This window comes from uncultured Sphingomonas sp. (assembly GCF_913778135.1).
Classification (GTDB): Bacteria; Pseudomonadota; Alphaproteobacteria; order Sphingomonadales; family Sphingomonadaceae; genus Sphingomonas.
Window position 1 is genome coordinate 1 of the sequence record NZ_CAJYVU010000149.1, and the last position, 17883, is coordinate 17883.

At 64.0% G+C, this 17883-nt stretch carries 19 protein-coding genes, 1 tRNA gene and 1 pseudogene; 13 read left to right on the forward strand and 8 right to left on the reverse strand.

Annotated features, from left to right (window positions below; all coding sequences use genetic code 11):
- The 4 genes and pseudogenes from QZ847_RS13680 to QZ847_RS13695 form a co-directional block, all read left to right on the forward strand.
- Nucleotides 1–156 (forward strand): annotated as a pseudogene (locus QZ847_RS13680) (GNAT family N-acetyltransferase); the annotation flags it as partial.
- Nucleotides 157–205: 49 nt separating this feature from the next.
- Nucleotides 206–775, forward strand: coding sequence for a DUF1285 domain-containing protein (locus QZ847_RS13685; RefSeq protein ID WP_294357351.1), 570 nt, complete (start codon nucleotides 206–208; stop codon nucleotides 773–775).
- A gap of 76 nt (nucleotides 776–851) precedes the next feature.
- On the forward strand, nucleotides 852–1385 hold the full coding sequence (locus QZ847_RS13690; protein WP_294357379.1) for a CoA pyrophosphatase: 534 nt from the start codon (nucleotides 852–854) through the stop codon (nucleotides 1383–1385).
- Nucleotides 1373–2572, forward strand: a complete 1200-nt coding sequence (locus QZ847_RS13695; protein WP_294357353.1) for a CCA tRNA nucleotidyltransferase — start codon at nucleotides 1373–1375, stop codon at nucleotides 2570–2572. The genes QZ847_RS13690 and QZ847_RS13695 overlap by 13 nt, the downstream gene beginning before the upstream one ends.
- Here QZ847_RS13695 and QZ847_RS13700 read toward each other — a convergent pair.
- Both QZ847_RS13700 and parC read right to left on the reverse strand, forming a co-directional pair.
- Nucleotides 2569–4140 (reverse strand): bifunctional diguanylate cyclase/phosphodiesterase, encoded by a 1572-nt coding sequence (locus QZ847_RS13700; RefSeq protein WP_294357355.1) that lies wholly within the window; start codon nucleotides 4138–4140, stop codon nucleotides 2569–2571. The two genes, QZ847_RS13695 and QZ847_RS13700, sit on opposite strands and share 4 nt — an antisense overlap.
- Before the next feature lie 181 nt (nucleotides 4141–4321).
- Nucleotides 4322–6580, reverse strand: coding sequence for a DNA topoisomerase IV subunit A (parC, locus tag QZ847_RS13705; protein ID WP_294357356.1), 2259 nt, complete (start codon nucleotides 6578–6580; stop codon nucleotides 4322–4324).
- A 26-nt stretch (nucleotides 6581–6606) separates the two neighbouring features.
- Here parC and QZ847_RS13710 point away from each other — a divergent pair, with 26 nt between their 5' ends.
- The 5 genes from QZ847_RS13710 to purQ all read left to right on the forward strand — a co-directional run bounded on the left by QZ847_RS13710 (nucleotide 6607) and on the right by purQ (nucleotide 10257).
- Nucleotides 6607–7440: an AcvB/VirJ family lysyl-phosphatidylglycerol hydrolase gene (locus QZ847_RS13710; RefSeq protein ID WP_294357358.1), complete on the forward strand. Its 834-nt coding sequence runs from the start codon at nucleotides 6607–6609 to the stop codon at nucleotides 7438–7440.
- Between the two features lie 59 nt (nucleotides 7441–7499).
- A complete protein-coding gene (locus QZ847_RS13715) occupies nucleotides 7500–8384 on the forward strand; it encodes an alpha/beta hydrolase (protein ID WP_294357359.1) in 885 nt (294 codons plus the stop codon).
- Between the two features lie 129 nt (nucleotides 8385–8513).
- Nucleotides 8514–9293 carry a phosphoribosylaminoimidazolesuccinocarboxamide synthase gene (gene purC, locus QZ847_RS13720; RefSeq protein ID WP_294357361.1) on the forward strand — a complete coding sequence of 260 codons (780 nt, stop codon included), beginning with the start codon at nucleotides 8514–8516 and terminating at the stop codon, nucleotides 9291–9293.
- Nucleotides 9294–9364: 71 nt separating this feature from the next.
- Complete coding sequence (gene purS / locus QZ847_RS13725) at nucleotides 9365–9595, forward strand: phosphoribosylformylglycinamidine synthase subunit PurS (protein WP_294357362.1); 231 nt, start codon at nucleotides 9365–9367, stop codon at nucleotides 9593–9595.
- Nucleotides 9592–10257 carry a phosphoribosylformylglycinamidine synthase subunit PurQ gene (gene purQ, locus QZ847_RS13730; RefSeq protein ID WP_294357364.1) on the forward strand — a complete coding sequence of 222 codons (666 nt, stop codon included), beginning with the start codon at nucleotides 9592–9594 and terminating at the stop codon, nucleotides 10255–10257. Before purS ends, purQ begins: the two co-directional genes overlap by 4 nt.
- A 24-nt stretch (nucleotides 10258–10281) precedes the next feature.
- Here the strand turns inward: purQ and QZ847_RS13735 are convergent, their stop codons facing one another.
- On the reverse strand, nucleotides 10282–11043 hold the full coding sequence (locus QZ847_RS13735; RefSeq protein ID WP_294357365.1) for a queuosine precursor transporter: 762 nt from the start codon (nucleotides 11041–11043) through the stop codon (nucleotides 10282–10284).
- Nucleotides 11044–11103: 60 nt separating this feature from the next.
- Here QZ847_RS13735 and QZ847_RS13740 point away from each other — a divergent pair.
- Nucleotides 11104–11180 (forward strand) — tRNA-Arg (locus tag QZ847_RS13740).
- A 139-nt stretch (nucleotides 11181–11319) separates the two neighbouring features.
- On the opposite strand, the gene QZ847_RS13745 is transcribed toward QZ847_RS13740, so the two are convergent.
- Nucleotides 11320–11517, reverse strand: a complete 198-nt coding sequence (locus QZ847_RS13745; protein ID WP_294357367.1) for a hypothetical protein — start codon at nucleotides 11515–11517, stop codon at nucleotides 11320–11322.
- A 210-nt stretch (nucleotides 11518–11727) separates the two neighbouring features.
- Between QZ847_RS13745 and QZ847_RS13750 the strand changes: the two genes are divergently transcribed.
- Both QZ847_RS13750 and QZ847_RS13755 read left to right on the forward strand, forming a co-directional pair.
- Nucleotides 11728–11973, forward strand: a complete 246-nt coding sequence (locus QZ847_RS13750) for a hypothetical protein (protein ID WP_294357369.1) — start codon at nucleotides 11728–11730, stop codon at nucleotides 11971–11973.
- Between the two features lie 430 nt (nucleotides 11974–12403).
- A complete protein-coding gene (locus QZ847_RS13755) occupies nucleotides 12404–13198 on the forward strand; it encodes a hypothetical protein (RefSeq protein WP_294357371.1) in 795 nt (264 codons plus the stop codon).
- 95 nt (nucleotides 13199–13293) lie between these two features.
- On the opposite strand, the gene QZ847_RS13760 is transcribed toward QZ847_RS13755, so the two are convergent.
- Genes QZ847_RS13760 through modA form a run of 3 tightly spaced genes read right to left on the reverse strand, consistent with a single transcriptional unit; the run spans nucleotide 13294 to nucleotide 15336 of the window.
- Entirely contained in the window at nucleotides 13294–13896 is a 603-nt protein-coding gene (locus tag QZ847_RS13760; RefSeq protein WP_294357372.1) for an ATP-binding cassette domain-containing protein, read from the reverse strand.
- Nucleotides 13886–14584: a molybdate ABC transporter permease subunit gene (gene modB / locus QZ847_RS13765; protein WP_294357373.1), complete on the reverse strand. Its 699-nt coding sequence runs from the start codon at nucleotides 14582–14584 to the stop codon at nucleotides 13886–13888. Before modB ends, QZ847_RS13760 begins: the two co-directional genes overlap by 11 nt.
- Complete coding sequence (gene modA, locus QZ847_RS13770) at nucleotides 14581–15336, reverse strand: molybdate ABC transporter substrate-binding protein (protein WP_294357375.1); 756 nt, start codon at nucleotides 15334–15336, stop codon at nucleotides 14581–14583. The genes modB and modA overlap by 4 nt, the downstream gene beginning before the upstream one ends.
- 106 nt (nucleotides 15337–15442) lie before the next feature.
- Here modA and QZ847_RS13775 point away from each other — a divergent pair, with 106 nt between their 5' ends.
- Nucleotides 15443–15991, forward strand: coding sequence for a hypothetical protein (locus QZ847_RS13775; protein ID WP_294357377.1), 549 nt, complete (start codon nucleotides 15443–15445; stop codon nucleotides 15989–15991).
- A 21-nt stretch (nucleotides 15992–16012) separates the two neighbouring features.
- Here the strand turns inward: QZ847_RS13775 and lepA are convergent, their stop codons facing one another.
- On the reverse strand, nucleotides 16013–17824 hold the full coding sequence (gene lepA / locus QZ847_RS13780; RefSeq protein WP_294190132.1) for a translation elongation factor 4: 1812 nt from the start codon (nucleotides 17822–17824) through the stop codon (nucleotides 16013–16015).
- Nucleotides 17825–17883 lie beyond the last annotated feature (59 nt).

Below are 17883 nucleotides of genomic sequence, written 5' to 3' on the forward strand. Positions count from 1 at the left end.
CCGGAATATTACGCACGTTTCTTCGGCTTTTCGGCGGAGCGCACCGCAGCATGGCGCCTGCCCGGACCTGTGGAGCGCCACCGGCTGCTCGCACGGGGGTTGAGCGTACCCGACGTAAGTGGAACGATCATGCCGCGGGTGTCGAGTAACGCCTGATCGGACGCGTACCTTTACCATCCGGCAGCGTGCCCTTACCTGATTGGCCATGCCGATGGCCCCGCCGCCCGACTTCGATACGCTAACCGTTGCCGACATCGCGCGACTTGCGGACAGCGACCGTCTGCCGCCGGTCGAGCGCTGGAACCCGGGCCATTGCGGCAACAGTGAGATGCGCATCGCGCGCGATGGCAGCTGGTTTCATCAGGGCTCGCCGATCGGGCGCGCGGCAATGGTGCGCGCGTTCAGCCGCATCCTGCGACGCGAGCCCGATGGCGGCTACGTGCTCGTGACACCGGTCGAAAAGCTCGACATCGAGGTCGAGGATGCGCCGTTCGTCGCGGTGGAAATGAAGGTCGAGGGCGTGGGTGACGCCCAGGTGCTCGCCTTCCGCCTCAACACCGGCGATGTGGTCGCTGCCTCTACCGAACACCCGTTGCGGTTTGAAGATCGTCCAGATGGACCTCATCCCTACATTCACGTTCGCGGCCGGCTGGAGGCGCTGATCTCGCGCGCAATCTACTATGAACTCGCGGAACTCGCGCTTGCCGAAGACGGCGAACCGCTGGGCGTACGGAGCAACGGCGCGTTCTTCCCGATCGCGCCCGCTGAACAATAAGGTGAGCAGCACCCCTGCCTTTCCTTCGCTGGCCATTCGGCTGGCGGAGGCGCTCGTATCACCGCACACGGTCGAGCTGCTGTCGGGAGATCGCGACGATCTGCCAGCAGACGACATGCTGACGTCCGCGGCGGTGCTGATCGCCGTTACCGATCGTGCGCAGCCGGGCGTGATCCTGACCCAGCGCACCGAAACGCTGCGCAAGCACGCCGGTCAGGTCGCTTTTCCCGGTGGCCGCCTCGATCCCGGCGAAGATGCAATCGCTGCGGCACTGCGCGAGTCGGAAGAAGAGGTCGCACTACCGCGATCGGCAGTCTCGGTGATCGGCCCGACCGATCTCTATCGCACCGGCACCGGTTATTCGATCACCCCGGTAGTGGGCGTCGTCGCGCCGGACCTGCCGCTGCACCCGAACGAAGGCGAAGTCGCGAGCGTGTTCGAGGTGCCGTTGAGTTTCCTGCTCGACCCATCGAACCATCGGCAGCGAACGGTCGAGTGGCAGGGGGAGCAGCGAACCTATTGGGAGATGACGTGGAAGGATCGGCGGATCTGGGGTGCGACCGCGGGGATGATCGTCAATCTGATGCAGCGGCTGCGATGGACGGGGTGACGGGATTGGTTCTGCCACATGCCCCATGGCGTGAGCGTCCGGGGCTCGACCGGCTAGCTTCGGTTTTGGGTGCCGAGTTTGGCGAGGCACGCTTCGTCGGTGGTGCCGTGCGCGACACGCTGCTCGGCCTTGATGTGCATGATCTCGATCTGGCGACCATACACGCCCCTGACGAAGTGGTGCGCCGACTTGGGGCCGCGAAGATAAAGGCGATCCCGACCGGGATCGCGCATGGCACGGTGACCGCGGTATCGTCCGATACGGTTGTGGAGGTGACGACTCTGCGTCGTGACGTGTCTACCGACGGCCGGCACGCGGTAGTCGCCTATACCAATGACTGGCAGGAAGATGCGGCGAGGCGAGACTTCACGATCAACGCGCTCTACGCCGACCCGCTGGGCGGCAGGGTGTACGACTGGTTCGGTGGTCTTGCCGATCTGGCAGAACGCCGGGTCCGCTTCATCGGCGATCCGTACCGTCGCATCGCGGAGGATCATCTTCGCATCCTGCGCTTCTTCCGCTTCCACGCTCGTTTTGGTGACCAGATCACCGAGGACGACCTGAACGCCTGTGTCGCGCGTGCCAACGACCTCATGGCGCTGAGCCGAGAGCGTGTCGCGGCAGAACTGGTCAAGCTGCTGGTTGCGCGTTCGGCCGTTCCGGTCATTGAACTGATGCAGGAACGCGGGATCTTTCGCCCCATCCTACCCGAGGTCGACGCCGCAGGTGTGCGCCGGCTTGCAGAGCTCGCTGATCGCGAGCGCGCGAGCGGTGTCGCGCCCGACGCGATCCGCCGCTTGGCGGCGTTGTTGCCCGCTGACGCAGCCGAGGGCGTCGGTGCGCGATTGAAGCTGAGCAACAACGATCGCAAGCGGCTGGTGCTCGCGAATGCTGGCGCAGGGAACGAGGGACCGCACGGCCTCGCCTACCGCCACGGCGTGCAAAGCGCACTCGATCGTCTGCTGCTCGCCGACGACGATGTGACGGCGCTCCTTGGATGGACCGCGCCCGCGCTGCCCGTCAGCGGAGGTGAACTGGTAGCACGAGGCTTGAGCAAGGGACCGCTGGTCGCGCGGACACTGAAGCGGATCGAGGCGCGCTGGATCGCGGAAGGTTTTCCGGACCCCACGCGAACGGCATCGATCGTCGACGAGGAGGTCGCGACGGCGCTCGTCGACCAGCGCTAGCCGTTGCGCATTAGCAGGAACGCGTAAGCGTCATCAGCCTCCAGCGGATGCGCAAAGGCATAACCCTGACCCGACTGGCACCCGAGCGCGGCAAGAGTCTGCGCGACGTCGTGCGTCTCGATCCCCTCGGCCACGGTTGTCATGCTGAGCGCCTGCGACAGGCTGAGGATCGCGCGGACGATCGCGATCTTGTCACGATCCGCCAACATCCCGGTGATGAAGCTGCGGTCGATCTTCAGCACGTCGATCGGCAATTTCTGTAACGAGGCCAGGTTCGAAAAACCGGTGCCGAAATCGTCCATCGCGATCGTCAGGCCGAACGATTTCAGCGCGGTCAGCATCCGCGCCATCCGCGCGGGTTCGGCGATGAGCGCGCTCTCGGTCAATTCCAGCTTCAACCGGTCGCCCGACATTCCGGAGGCCGCGAGCGCGTGTTCGACCACGTCGGGCACCGAATCGCGCTGAAGCTGGATCGGCGACACGTTGACGCCGACCTTGACGTTCAGGCTCGCGTCACCGCGGCGGTCCCATCCGGCGAGCGTCGCCAGTGCCGCATCGATCGCCCAGCGACCAAGCGGCACGATCAGCCCCGATTCTTCCGCAACGCGGATGAAGTCGGACGGCTGGTGCTGCACGCCATATTCGTCGGTCCACCGCGCCAACGCTTCGAAACTCTCCACCCGACCGGTCGCGAGGTTACAGATCGGCTGGTAACGCAGCGTCAGTTCGCCATTGTCGATCGCGCGCCGGAGCGCCGTTTCCATCGCGAATTCGGCGCGGGCCGAATCGAGCGCGCGAGTCTGATACGCCTCGGCTTTCTTGCTCGACTTCGATTTCTTCATCGCCACCTGTGCGTGGCGGATCACATCCTCGGGGTCGCGCACCTGCGTGTCGCCAAATGCGATACCGATCGCGGATGTCACGCGTATCTCATACTCGCTCAGCCGGAACGGCGTGGCGAGCGCCGCCTGCAAGCGCTTGGCGACATGCTGCGCCTCGTCGTCGCGCTCGTCGATCGCGAGCAGGATGCCGAATTCGTCGCCGCCGGTACGAGCCAGCACGTCGCGCGTGCGCAACGCACCCTTGATCCGGCGCGCGACGGTGATCAGCAGCTCATCGCCTGCCATGCTGCCCAGGCACGCGTTGATGCGACTGAACCGCTCCAGATCGACCATCAGTACCGCCCAGCGCGCAGCGTGGCTCGCGATCGTGCCGTCTAGCGCGTCGGTAAAGCCGCTGCGATTAGGCAGACCCGTCAGCGAGTCGGTCGTCATCTCACGCCGCAGCGTCTCTTCGGTGCGAACCTCCGCCGTCTGATCCACCAGCGAGACGATGCAAACCGGCTCGTTGCGCAACGTTACACGCGACAGGCAAACCCGGAAGTGTCGCCGCTCGACCTCGCCTCCCGACTGCCACTCGTGCTCCGCCTTGCCTGCCATGCTCAGCAGAAACTCGCGGATGATCGGGTCCAGGCTGCTGCGCGCGCCGATCTGAGCCCGAACAAATGCTTTGTTCGCCGATTCGTGCACGACCTGTGTTCCGCGCAGCGACGCCATCAGCAATGGCATGGGGACGAGTTCCAGCGCGCCTTCCGCAGGCGATAGGCCTGGAGGCGTGAGGTGGAGCACCCCGCTTCGCGCAACAGATGACAGACCGCGGACCATCACCGATGTTCGTATAGGACAACGATTAAGACCGACTTACCTACAGGTCAGAGAGCGATCCTGCTGCCCGTAAAAGCCTGGCTCGTCAGAAACGATTGTCGCGCGGAAAACCGTTCGGCGGCATGCGACCCGCCGCCCCACGCGCCGTGCGCCACGCATTAAGATCAACTTCGGTCCGCGTGCGCCTGGCCTCGCCGCGCATCGTCCAGCTAAGCCCCTGCGCGAACACGAAGGTCTTGGCATCGGCCAGACCGCCCTCGCGGTAACGCTGCAGCTGAACGCCCTGCCCCCGCGCCATCGCCGGCAGTTCGGCAAGCGGGAAAACCAGCAGCTTTCTATTGTCGCCGATCACCGCGACATAATCGTCGTCCGCCGCCACCGCGCGCACGACCGATAGCCGAGCGCCCGCGCGCGGGGTCATGACGTTCTTTCCCTTGCGGGTTTCCGCAATCGTATCCGCAGTGCTGACGACGAACCCGCGCCCATCGGTTGCCGCCAGCAACAGGCGTTCCGCGCCGCGCGCCGGGAACAAGGCGATAATGCCGACGCTGCCGTCTAGGTCGATGCTCGCGCGCACCGGCTCACCGAACCCGCGACCGCCCGGCAATCTATCGGCGGCAAGCGTGTAGAAGCGTCCGTTCGCCGCGGCGAGCAGCAGCTTGTCGGTGGTCTGCGCGTGAAAGGCGAAGGCGGGTCCGTCGCCTTCCTTGAACTTCATCGTCTCAGGCGCGGAAAGGTCCACGTGGCCCTTCATCGCACGGATCCAACCACGCTCCGACAGGATCACCGTGATCGGCTCGCGCTCGATCATCGCTTCCAACGGAATGTCGCGCGTCGGTGCCGCTTCCTCGATCGCTGTGCGGCGACGCCCCAGCGGCGTGTCCGGGCCGTAGCGCGCGCGAACGCGCCCGAAGTCGCGCTTCAACCGCGTACGCTGCCGCGCCTCGCTGCCGAGCAGCAGTGTCAGGTCGGCCTGTTCCTTCTCAAGGATTGCCTGCTCACGCTTGAGCTCCATCTCTTCGAGCCGACGCAGGCTGCGCAAGCGCATGTTGAGGATCGCCTCGGCCTGACGATCGGTCAGCGCGAACTCCGCGATCATCACCGCCTTCGGCTCGTCCTCAGTGCGGATGATCTCAATCACGCGATCGAGGTTCAGGAACGCGATGATGTAGCCACCGACCAGCTCGACTCGGTCGGCGATCTTGCCCAGCTGGTGCTCGGTCCGACGTCGCAGAACGACGAACTGATGCTCGACCCAGGCGGCGAGCGCAGCCCGCAGCGACATGACGCGCGGCGTACGATCCTTGTCGAGCACGTTCAGATTGAGTGGCACACGCGTTTCGAGATCGGACAGGCGGAACAGCCCGTCCATCAGCACCTGTGCATCGACCGTGCGGCTACGCGGTTCCAGCACCAGACGCACCTCGGCGTCGCTCTCATCACGCACGTCCGCGAGGATCGGCAGCTTCTTGTCGTTGATCAGGCTGGCAATCTGCTCGATCAGCTTGCCTTTCTGCACGCCGTAGGGAATTTCCGTGACGACGATTTGCCAGGTGCCGCCCTTTTCCCGCTCCACGCTCCAGCGGGCGCGCACGCGGAAGGCACCGCGGCCCGTGACATAAGCCTCCGTGATCGCCGCCTGCGGGTCGACCACAAGTCCGCCGGTCGGGAAATCCGGCCCCTTGACCAGTGCGAGCACGTCCGCATCGCTCGCCTCTGGCGTGTCGACCAGCATCACCGCCGCGTCGAGCAGTTCGGCCGCGTTATGCGGCGGAATCGCGGTTGCCATGCCGACCGCGATCCCTGCCGCGCCATTGGCGAGCAGATTGGGGAACGCGCCCGGGAACAGCTCCGGCTCCTGTTCTTCGCCATTGTAGGTGGGACGGAACTCGACTGCATCCTCGTCGAGCCCATCCATCAGGTCGATCGCGACCTGCGTCAGCCGTGCCTCGGTGTAGCGATAGGCGGCGGCATTATCGCCGTCGATATTGCCGAAATTGCCCTGCCCGTCGACCAGGGGGTAGCGCAGTGCGAAATCCTGCGCCAACCGCACCATCGCGTCATAGACCGATTGGTCGCCGTGCGGGTGATACTTGCCAATCACGTCGCCAACGACACGCGCGCACTTTTTGTATCCGGCCGCAGGATCGAGCCGTAACAGCCTCATTGCCCACAACAACCGCCGGTGTACGGGCTTCAGACCATCGCGCACGTCGGGCAGCGACCGCGCCGTGATCGTCGAAAGTGCGTATACGAGGTAACGCTCGGATAGCGCACTGTCGAACGGCGCATCGAGCACACCGACGGGCGGATTGTCTGGAAGGTCGGTGATCTTGGTCGGCATCGTCTTGGCCGTACCTATCAGTCCTGTTGCTCGCCGTTAAGAGGCAGCACTGCATGGGCTTGCGGCCTTGTCCGGGTTATAGCCCCTGCTCTCCTGTCTTGAGAAATGCCGTGACGCCTTCTTCCACCCGCCGCCTTCGTCGCGGTGTCATCGTGACCGCCGTGATCTCCGCCATTGTCTGCGGATTGGTGGGCCTCGCCGGATACTTCAGCCGCGATCCGTACGAGCTATATACGGCTAAGGGGCGCGCACTGCCGATCGCTGCGGTCAATTTTTCTGGTGACATGGGCGTTCGATTCCTTCTCGGCGCGTCGACCATGCGGGGGCTAACCGAGCACAGCGTCACGACGATGGCGGTGGTCACCCCAGCACTGTTCCGCCATCGCCGCACACGTGCCGAGATCGACACGATCGTCGCCGACGGTGTCCGTACCGCACTGAACCGCACCGGCGCCAAAAGGATCGTCGTGATCGGCCAATCGTATGGCGCCGACATCGTTCAGACCGGGCTGGCCAATCTACCATCCGACCTTCGCGCGCGCGTCGCGGCAATCATCCTGATCCTGCCTGGCGAGACCGTGTTCTTCCGCGCCGATCCGAGCAGCATCGAATATCACGGCACACCTGACGCCTTCGGGACAGAGACCGCACAAACGCTTACTTGGGCGCCGCTCACCTGCATCTACGGTGTGGAAGAGGATGACAGCCTGTGCCCGCACCTGCGAGTGCCGGGCGCGCGAATCGTCGGCATGCCGGGCGGCCATAATATCCGCCACGACGAGGTCGGACTATTGCGCCACGTCCTTCACGCGATCGCACGCGTGACGCCCGCGCCGCTGCGTGGGAGATTGACCGCATGATGCCGCTTCGCCTTCTCGCTGTCACCCTCGCCTGCGCCATCACGGGAAGCGCGCTGACCATGCCGGACCAGACCCAGGCGGCCCCCACCGCGTTCAAGCCGCTAACGTGGGATGACCTGACGAAGCGACCGCGGCCCTCTCCCGATGCGACTGTCAGCTACGGCGATGATCAGATGCAGAAGGTCGACGTCTGGCTGCCGCGCGGAAAAGGCCCGTTTCCGACGGTGCTGATGGTCCATGGCGGCTGCTGGACCACCGCGATCGCCGATCGCACGCTGATGAACTGGGTCGCAGATGATCTGCGGCGCTCGGGCGTCGCGGTGTGGAACATCGACTATCGCGGCGTTGATCGTGCGGGTGGCGGCTATCCGGGTACGTTCAGTGATGCTGCCATAGCCGCGGATCAACTCCTTGTGTCGGCTGCCAAGTTTCATCTCGACACGAAGCGGATCGTCGCGGTCGGACACTCCGCGGGTGGTCACCTCGCGCTGTGGCTCGCGGCACGTGGGCGGCTGCCGAACGATAGCCCATTGTGGAGCGCCTATCCGTTGCCGATCGCACACGTTACCAGCCTAGGCGGGCTGCCTGACCTGGAGGCGACCGCGAAAAGTCCCGACAACGGGTGCGGAACCGCCGTCGTGACGAAGCTCGTCGGCACCGGTCGCGCCGACCCTTACGCGGACACGTCGGTGCCTCGTCTGCTGCCAATCGGCATCGCGCAAGATCTGGTGAACGGGCGTGAGGACAGGATCATCCCTTTTCGGCTCGCCACCGATTATGTCGCGCAGGCCCGCTCGGCAGGCGACCGCGTGACGCTCCACACCGTGCCGAACACCGGGCATGTCGAACTCGTCACGCCGGAGACTGCGGCTTGGCGGCAGACCAGACGCCTGCTGCTCGAACAACTCGGCGTCCCCGACCGACAGCTCGACACGGCGCGCTGATCGCCGCGCCGCAGCACAAGCCCTTTTCGCAAGCCCGGGTTTCGCCTATAGCGCCGCGCATCATCGCCCCGGTCGCGCGACAGCAGGTCCGCGCTCCCGGGGCGTCCTTATTTCGCGAAAGGGCGATCGATGGCGCGCAGGCGGCAGATCTACGAAGGCAAGGCCAAGATCCTGTACGAGGGTCCTGAACCAGGCACGCTGATCCAATATTTCAAGGACGACGCCACCGCCTTCAACGCGCAGAAGAAGGGCACGATCAACTGCAAGGGCGTGCTCAACAACCGCATCAGCGAGCACATCTACACGCTGCTTGGCCATATCGGCGTGCCGACGCACTTCATACGCCGTCTCAACATGCGCGAACAACTCATACGCCAGGTTGAGATCGTGCCGGTCGAGGTGATGGTTCGCAACGTTGCGGCCGGTTCGCTCTCCAAGCGGCTCGGGATTGAGGAAGGCGTCCAGCTCCCCCGCACGATCATCGAGTACGCGTACAAGTCGGACGAGCTCGGCGATCCGATGATCACCGACGAACATATCGCGGCGTTCGGCTGGGCCAGCCAGGAAGAGATGCACGATATCGCCGACCTGGCGATCCGCGTGAACGATTTCCTGTGTGGCCTGTTCGCCGGCGTCGGCATCCGACTGGTCGACTTCAAGCTCGAGTTCGGACGTATCTGGGATAACGACTACAGCCGGATCATCCTGGCGGACGAGATCAGCCCTGATTGCTGCCGCTTGTGGGACATGGAAAGCGACGAAAAGCTCGACAAGGATCGCTTCCGCCGCGATCTCGGCGGCGAGGTCGAGGCTTATCAGGAGGTTGCGCGCCGACTTGGCCTGCTGCCCGAAGGTAGCGAGAACGCCGTGCTCGACATGGAAACGCACCGCAAGAAGCGCGGCAAGTAGCAGCAGCGCCGGGCTTTCCGGTCATGCGAAAACCTTGCTCCTCCTCGACCATCACGGCATAGGCGACGCCCATGAAGCTTACCATTCACGTCACGCTGAAACCGGGTGTGCTGGACCCGCAGGGCAAGGCCATCGAGCACGCGCTCTCCGGTTTAGGCTTCCAGGGAGTTCACGGCGCGCGCGTCGGCAAGCTGATCGAACTGGATGTCGATGAAGCCACCAGTGATGCGGACCTCGACGCGATGTGCCGCAAGCTGCTCGCCAATACCGTGATCGAGAACTATCGGATTCAGCGCGCATGAAGAGCGCCGTGGTCGTCTTTCCCGGCTCCAATTGCGACCGCGACATAGCCGTCGCGCTGGAGCAGGTGACGGGCACCAGACCGGTGATGGTATGGCACCGCGACACCACCCTACCCGATGACATCGCGCTGGTGGCGGTGCCGGGTGGCTTCTCCTACGGCGACTACCTTCGCTCGGGCGCGATCGCGGCGCGATCTCCGATCATGCGCGACGTAATCGATCAGGCGGGCAAGGGCTTGCCGGTGCTCGGCATCTGCAACGGCTTTCAGGTACTGACTGAAGCCGGATTGCTGCCGGGCGCGCTCATGCGCAACGCCGGGCTCGACTTCGTCTGCCGTGACGTGGCGTTGACGGCAGGCGAGACGCGCTCGATGTTCACCAGCGGCTATTCAGCTGGGGAGACGATACGGGTTCCCGTCGCGCATCATGACGGCAATTACGTCGCGGATGCCGAAACGCTCGACCGACTGGAAGGCGATGGCCAGATCGCGTTCCGCTACGCCGAGCCGGTCAACGGCAGCGCACGCGATATCGCGGGCCTCGTCAACGCGCGTGGCAACGTGCTCGGCATGATGCCGCATCCGGAGCGCCGGATCGAACCCGCGCATGGCGGCACCGACGGTCGTCGCCTGTTCGAAGGACTGCTCGAACGCGTGGCCTGACGCGCAGCAGCGTCGAGCACAGCCCTACACGCGTGCGCGGAAGGGTGAGAAGTCGGTGCGCTGATCAAACACGTCGACGCCCTCGGCGCGCTTCAGCGCGCCGACGACCGCGTAGGTGACGGGCGTCAGCAGCACCTCCCACGCCACCTTCAATGCCCATTGTGTGAACAGAACCGTGACGACCAGCCGGCTGGTCCATCCGATCGCGCCCAGAAACGCCAGCGGATAGAAGATCAGGCTGTCGACCGCCTGCCCCGCGACGGTTGATCCGATCGTCCGCATCCAGAGGTGTCGCCCGTTGCTCCACACCTTCATGCGCGCGAGCACGTACGAGTTCACGAACTCGCCCGCCCAGAACGCGCACATGCTGGCGAAGACAATTCGCGGCACCTGCCCGAACACCGTCTCGTACGCGGCCTGGTTGGTCCAATCGGGTGCGGGCGGCAACGCGACCACGACCCAGGCCATGAACGCCATGAACACCGTCGCCACGAACCCGGCCCAGATTACGCGGCGCGCACGTGCGTAGCCGTAAACCTCCGTCAGCACGTCGCCGATCACGTAGCTTATCGGGAAGAACAGAATGCCTGCGCCGAACGGCCACGCACCGAGGACGGGGAGCGTCACCACTGCGACCTTCCCCGCACCCAGAACGTTCGACAGCAGCAGTATCGCAACGAACGCGGCCATGACGAAGTCGTAGTAGCGCAGCGATCGGCCGGCCAGCGCATCGGCTTCCACGATCGCGAGTGGCACGTCTGGTGTCGGCAACGCTGGCTGGCTCATGACTGTTTTATAAGCGGCAGTTTCGCACGCCCGCAATCCGCGCTAATCGACGTGCCGCGCGCGCCCGTAGCTCAGTTGGATAGAGCACGAGCCTTCTAAGCTTGGGGCCGCTGGTTCGAATCCAGCCGGGCGCGCCAAAATCAGCCGTTCGAGAAAGCGTCGGGCACTGGCATGTGCCGCTCTTGCCGGCTTGTGAAGGGGAAGCGCTCCGGAGACGTCGCGTTGACGCAGAACGACACTTCAATGGGCGGCAGTCTCGAAGGACTGAACCCGCCCTCAGGTCGTGGAAAAGCCAACGATGTGGACGTTGGCCACGATCACGTCATCGACTGTTCCGTCCTCTTTGACCCGGCGGAGTGCATGCCAACCCGGCTGCTGGCCGTCGCTAGGGGTCGCTTCGTATTCGCCATCTAGCACGCCTGCGGTAGCACCATTGGAAAGGTAGATGGGCAACTGGTTGTAGACGACGCGCATGCGCACCTCCCTTGAGCGACGTAGAGATAGGGCTTCAGCTAAGCCGCTCCAATGGGGTTGCCAACCTTCGGGGCACGTGCGCGCGAGTTTAGCGAATGTTTAATTTTCACTTGCTCGCCCGACCCCGATCCTTCATCAATGGAAGCGGTCGCCAGCCCACTGTTCAGGGAAGGCTAGCGACCGCCCTCCACTCCAATCAAGGAGCTTCAAATGTCCACCAAGAAGGAAGACGCGGCCGAATACCGCATCCGCGAACTCGAACGCAAGGTCGCCGGTCTCCAGCGGCAGGTTGGTGTCATCAACGCCCGCGCCGACACCACCGATAAGAGGACAGAACGTCGTCTGCGTGACCTCGAAATCAAGGCGGCGGCACAGCACGTGCCTCAGCGTAAGCTGGCGGAGATTTACGACCTGACTCCTGGCCGGATCAGCCAGATTGTGCGCCGCGTCGCGTAAAATGTATCCGGGGGCGGGGCATTGCCTCGCCCCTTGCCATAACGAGCTTGCCTACCTGTCCGCGGCGGAACGACGCGATTTATGAAGTCGGGCCTGCAACAGCGAGGCTCACCGTGATATTGACGGTCCAGCCGGGGCGCGCTGAGGTCTAAGTTCGCCCCGAGCGGCAGCGGCATAAGCGCTCACTCGGGTCGCTGAATAGTTAGTTTCCAACAATCTGAGTGCCCATCGCCTTCATGTCGGGTGCGCCACAGCAGTCCGCATCCGTCAGCGCGATTTTCCGTCTGCGGCGCAAGCTCAGCTTTGCTCGCCCCTACCCATCTAGGTGGCAGCCGTCGGATAGATGGACCTTGTGCGCACCAATGGCGTTACTCGTGGTGACTTGTTCTTCGGGCCCCAACAACAGGCGCCGGGTTTGTCTGAGTAGACGATGAAAATACGCATTAACATCGCCGGCAGCCTCCTCTGCGGAGCAGCATACGCGCTATCTGGCTGCACCGCGCCACAGGCGTCGATCAAACCGCCTCCGGTAGTTGCGACGCTGCCCCCACAGCCGGCGGTGCCGCCGGTCATGCCCGCTGGTGGCTATATCGGGATGAAGAGTTCGACCAAGCGGGCCGACGGTCGCTACTTCACGCCCAATCTCGACAACACCGATCAGGCGGCCGTCTGGCATCTACGTAACGCTTTGAACGTCGCCGCGCTCGGTTGTAATCAGGCGGGGGGAGGTGTGCTCGCACCATATAACGAGTGGCTTCAAACCCACGCTGCAGTCATTGACCACTACTATCAAGCCTACATACGCGAATGGCAGGCAGCCGGATGGTCGGACTGGCAGCGTGTTTATGATGATAATCAGACACGCATCTACAACTTTTATGCGCAGCCTGCGATCAGAACCGCCTTCTGCGCGGCGGCGCGCAAAGAGATTGTACAGGTCCAGCAGGTAGCAGATGACGATCTGCCCACCTTCGCCCGCGCGGCCCTGCTCCGGCTAGATCGTCCGTTCGTGGAATTTTTCGCAGCCTATGATGCCTGGCGCAACTATTACGATCCGGAGCCTCCGCCTTTGGTGCGGACCGTCGACGTACCTGCAACGGAGCCTGCGCCTGCTGCGGTGACGGCGCAGGTGGACGACACGTCAGCGCCAATTGGGCCTCAGCCGCCTGCGAACACCACTGTCGGACCTAGCCTCCCCTCGGAAGCGGTTGAACCACAATCCTAGTAGAGGTGTGGAAGACTTTTACCCCACTGACCTATCATGTTTGCGGGCAGCCGGAGTAGCCTTCGTGTCGACCACACAGATGCAAGGACACGCGATTAGCCTAGAAGACTGATGATACGATCACCCAGCCGTTCGGCCTCGTCGCGATCATGCGTGACGAGCAGGATAGGCAATCGGGTGGCGTGCCGAACGATCGCCACGGCGTTCATTGCATCGTTGCGCCGCACCGCGTCTAGCGAGGCAAGCGGCTCGTCCAGCAGCAGGAAGTCTGGTTTGCTCAACAGCGCGCGGCCGATCGCAACCCGCTTCGCCTCGCCGCCTGAAAGACTCCGAGGCCATCGATCTAACAGATGAGCGATGTCGAGAAGATTAGTTATTTCCGTAAGTTGACGGGCGTCGCTTGCACCATAGCGCAGGTTCGCGCGAACACGTTTGTGCGGAAATAGCCGAGCGTCCTGGAAAACGTAGCCGGCACGGCGCTCTTCCGGAGCAAGGTTGATCCTAGCATCCGCATCGAACAAGGTGCGGCTCCCTACTCGGATGTGGCCGCGGTCGGGTTTGACCAGGCCGGCGATCATGTCGAGCACGCTTGTCTTGCCGGCGCCCGATGGCGCGAACAACACCGTCACGCCACCCGGCACGACGAAGCGTGCACTGATTTGCCCGCCGCGGCCGGTCACGTCGACGTCAAAGGACATGCATCCCCCTGCCTGCGCGTCGCACTAACGCTTCCGACGCGATCAGCGCGCCGAGCGACAGCGCGACCGAGATGCCGGCCAACCGCCACACCTGCTGCTCGCCTCCGGGTTGCTGGAGCGCGGCGTAGATGGCGAGCGGGAGGGTCTGCGTCTCGCCGGGGACGTTACTGACAAAGGTAACCGTTGCACCAAACTCCCCGATCGAGCGTGCGAAGCCGAGGACGGCGCCAGCCATCACGCCGGGAAGCGCGAGCGGCAGCGTGATCGTGGCATAGGTGCGCCGCCGTGACGCGCCGAGCGTTCGTGCCGCCTGTTCCAGCCGCCGATCGACCCCCTCAATCGAGAGCCGCATCGCTCGCACCATCAGCGGCAATGCCATGACCGCCGCCGCGATCGTCGCACCGGTCCAGCGGAACAACACGCTGACACCGAACCAATCCTCAAGCACCGAACCGATCGGTCCAGCTGGCGCGAACGCCAGCAGCAGCATCCAGCCCGTTACGACGGGCGGCACGACGAGCGGCAGATGCACGATGCCGTCGAGCAGCACCTTGCCTGGGAACTGCCATCGCGCCAAAATCCAGGCGAACACGAACGCGAATGGCAGGCATGCGAGCGTCGCGGTGCCGCCGATCAGCAACGACAGGCGTACGATCGCGCCGACTTCACCTAGGCTGAATTCACTCACCGCGCCGCGAAACCGCGCCGGGCGAGAATGGTCTGCCCAGCCGGGGCGAGCAGAAAGCGACGAAACTGCTCTCCTTCCACGTTCCTCGACCGGGCGATCCGCGCAATTGGATAGATGATCGGCGCGTGGCTCTTCGCAGGGAACACGCCAGCCAGCCCTACCTTTGCAGAGGCGCGCGCGTCGGTCGCGTAAACGATGCCGAAGGGTGCTGCTCCGCGCTCGACCAGCGCTAGTGCTGCGCGAACGTTCTCGGCTCTCACAACATGCGGCTGAACGATCCCCCACGCGCCCATATGGGTCAGCGCCTGTTGTCCATAGCGTCCGGCGGGCACAGCGCCAGGATCGGCCATCGCCAGCGGTCCGGCAGCCAGCACGCGCGCGAGCGCCTCGCCCCGCAGACCACGGAGCGAACGGCCTCCAGCTCGCGCCACGACAACGAGCTGTCCCCGCGCGAGCACCGCACGCGAGCCCGGTGCCAGCCGATGGCGACGTTGCAAGTCATCCATCCATTCGCCATCAGCCGACACGAACAGATCTGCGGGGGCGCCGGCCTCGATCTGCCGCGCAAGCGCTGAAGAAGCAGCAAAGGCCAGCACCGGGCGCGGGTGGCCGGCGCGCGCCCAGGCATCCGCCGCATCGGTCATCGCTTCCTGCATGCTGGCCGCGGCGAGCACGATCGGAACCCGATTCTGCGCCGCAGCAGGTGTCACAAGTAATGTGGCGAGCAGCAAGATCATCAGCCGGCGGATCATGCGCTTCGCTGTATCGCGCCAGATACCGTGACGCTAGCTGTGCCTTATCTGCGTCTCGTCAGGCTCAAGAGGCGCAACACGCCACCATGACGGACGTTGCGGCTAGATGATGGACGATGCCGAACCCGCGACGCTGATACTCAGCCGCGCAGTGAAGCCCGGAAAAACGGATGCATTGCGTCACTGGATGGAAGACGTGACAGCGACGGCAGAAGCGGCAGAGGGCTTTGTCGGATCGCTTCGCCTGGGACAGACCAACGCGCTCCAGCACTTGGTCTATCGCTTCGGCTCACGCGCGCTGCTCGATACCTTTCGCGTGAGTGAGGCTTTCAAGACGCTCTTAGCGGAGGGCGAACAGCTCGCGACTGGGCTCGATCAGGTAGAAAATGGGCGGCGGGTCGAGATAGACTTGCCAAATGACGCTAGTGCATCGCCGTGGAAGCGTTTCGTCGTGACCTGGCTATCCGTGCTCCCGGTTCTGCTCGTCGTCAGCACTGCGGCGCGCAAGCTGCTGCCATTCCTGCCGGCGCCGCTTCAGGTCGCTGTCTCGTCGCTCGTCCTGACGTCGCTCCTGCAATGGGTTATCCTGCCACGCGTCCAGCATGCCGCGCGCGCGTGGATGTTGAAGAGCACGGCCGGCAAGCTGCGAACCTGACGGCCGGGGCTCGCCGCTAAATCAGCCCTCGTCGCCCATCCGCAATGCCGCGATGAACGCCTCCTGCGGGATCTGCACGGAGCCATATTCGCGCATCTTGAGCTTGCCTTTCTTTTGCTTGTCCAACAACTTGCGCTTGCGTGTTGCGTCGCCGCCGTAGCATTTCGCGGTCACGTCCTTGCGCATTGCGCTGATCGTCTCGCGCGCGATCACCTTGCCACCAATCGCCGCCTGGATCGGGATCTTGAACAGGTGACGCGGGATCAGCTCCTTTAGCCGCTCGCACATCCCGCGGCCGCGCGTCTCGGCGGTGCCGCGGTGAACGATCATGCTGAGCGCATCGACCGGTTCCTCGTTGACGAGGATGCTCATCTTGACGAGGTCGCCCTCGCGGTAGCCGATCTGGTGATAATCGAAGCTTGCGTAGCCTTTCGAAAGCGATTTCAGCCGATCGTAGAAGTCGAACACCACCTCGTTGAGCGGTAGTTCGTACGTCGCCTGTGCGCGCCCGCCGACGTAGGTCAGGTTCTTCTGAATACCGCGGCGGTCCTGACAAAGCTTCAGGATGCTGCCGAGATATTCGTCGGGCACATAGATCGTCGCCTCGATCCACGGCTCGCTGATCGTCGCGATCTTGTTCGGATCGGGCATGTCGGCAGGATTGTGCAGCTCGATCGAGCCGGCGCCGTGGGTCAGCTCGATCTCGTACACCACGCTCGGTGCGGTCGTGATGAGGTCGAGGTCGTACTCGCGCATGAGCCGCTCCTGGATGATCTCTAGGTGAAGCAGTCCCAGGAAGCCGCAACGGAAGCCGAAGCCGAGCGCGGCCGAGGTTTCCATCTCGAAGCTGAACGATGCGTCATTCAGCCGCAGCTTGCTGATCGATTCGCGCAGCTTTTCGAAATCGTTGGCGTCGAGCGGGAATAACCCGCAGAACACTACCGGCTGCACTTCCTTGAAGCCCTCCAGCGGCTCGGCGGTCGGCTTCTTGGCGTCGGTCAGCGTGTCGCCGACGCGCGCCTGCGCCACGTCCTTGATCTGCGCGGTGATGAAGCCGATCTCACCCGGACCCAAATCGGTCAGCTGCTCGATCTTCGGGCGGAAGCACCCGACGCGGTCGACCAGATGCTGCGTTCCCGCCTGCATGAAGGTGACCTGCTGCCCCTTCTTCAGCGTGCCGTCGATCACGCGGATCAGGATCACGACGCCGAGATACGGGTCGTACCAAGAATCGACCAGCATCGCCTTCAGCGGTGCACTCGCGTCTCCCTTAGGCGCCGGGATCTTGGTGACGACCGCCTCCAGGATGTCGGCAATGCCGATGCCCGACTTGGCGCTCGCCAACACCGCTTCCGAGGCGTCGAGACCAATCACGTCCTCGATCTCGGCACGAACCTTCTCAGGCTCGGCGGCGGGAAGATCGATCTTGTTGATGACAGGCACGATCTCGTGGTCGTGCTCGATCGACTGGTAGACGTTGGCGAGCGTCTGCGCCTCGACCCCCTGCGCTGCATCGACCACCAGCAGCGCACCCTCGCACGCCGCGAGGCTGCGCGACACTTCGTAGGCGAAATCGACGTGGCCTGGCGTGTCCATCAGGTTGAGCGTGTAGGTCTCACCGTCCTTCGCCTTGTACGCGAGGCGCACCGTCTGCGCCTTGATGGTGATTCCGCGCTCGCGCTCGATATCCATGTTATCGAGCACCTGCTCGCTCATCTCGCGATCGGAGAGGCCGCCGGTGGCCTGGATCAGCCGGTCGGCGAGCGTGGATTTGCCGTGATCGATGTGCGCGATGATCGAGAAATTGCGAATGTGCGAGAGCGGGGTAGCCATGATCCGCGCGCGTTAGCAGGCGCGCGGCAAAAGCCAAAGCGCCGCGCTTGCCGATCAGC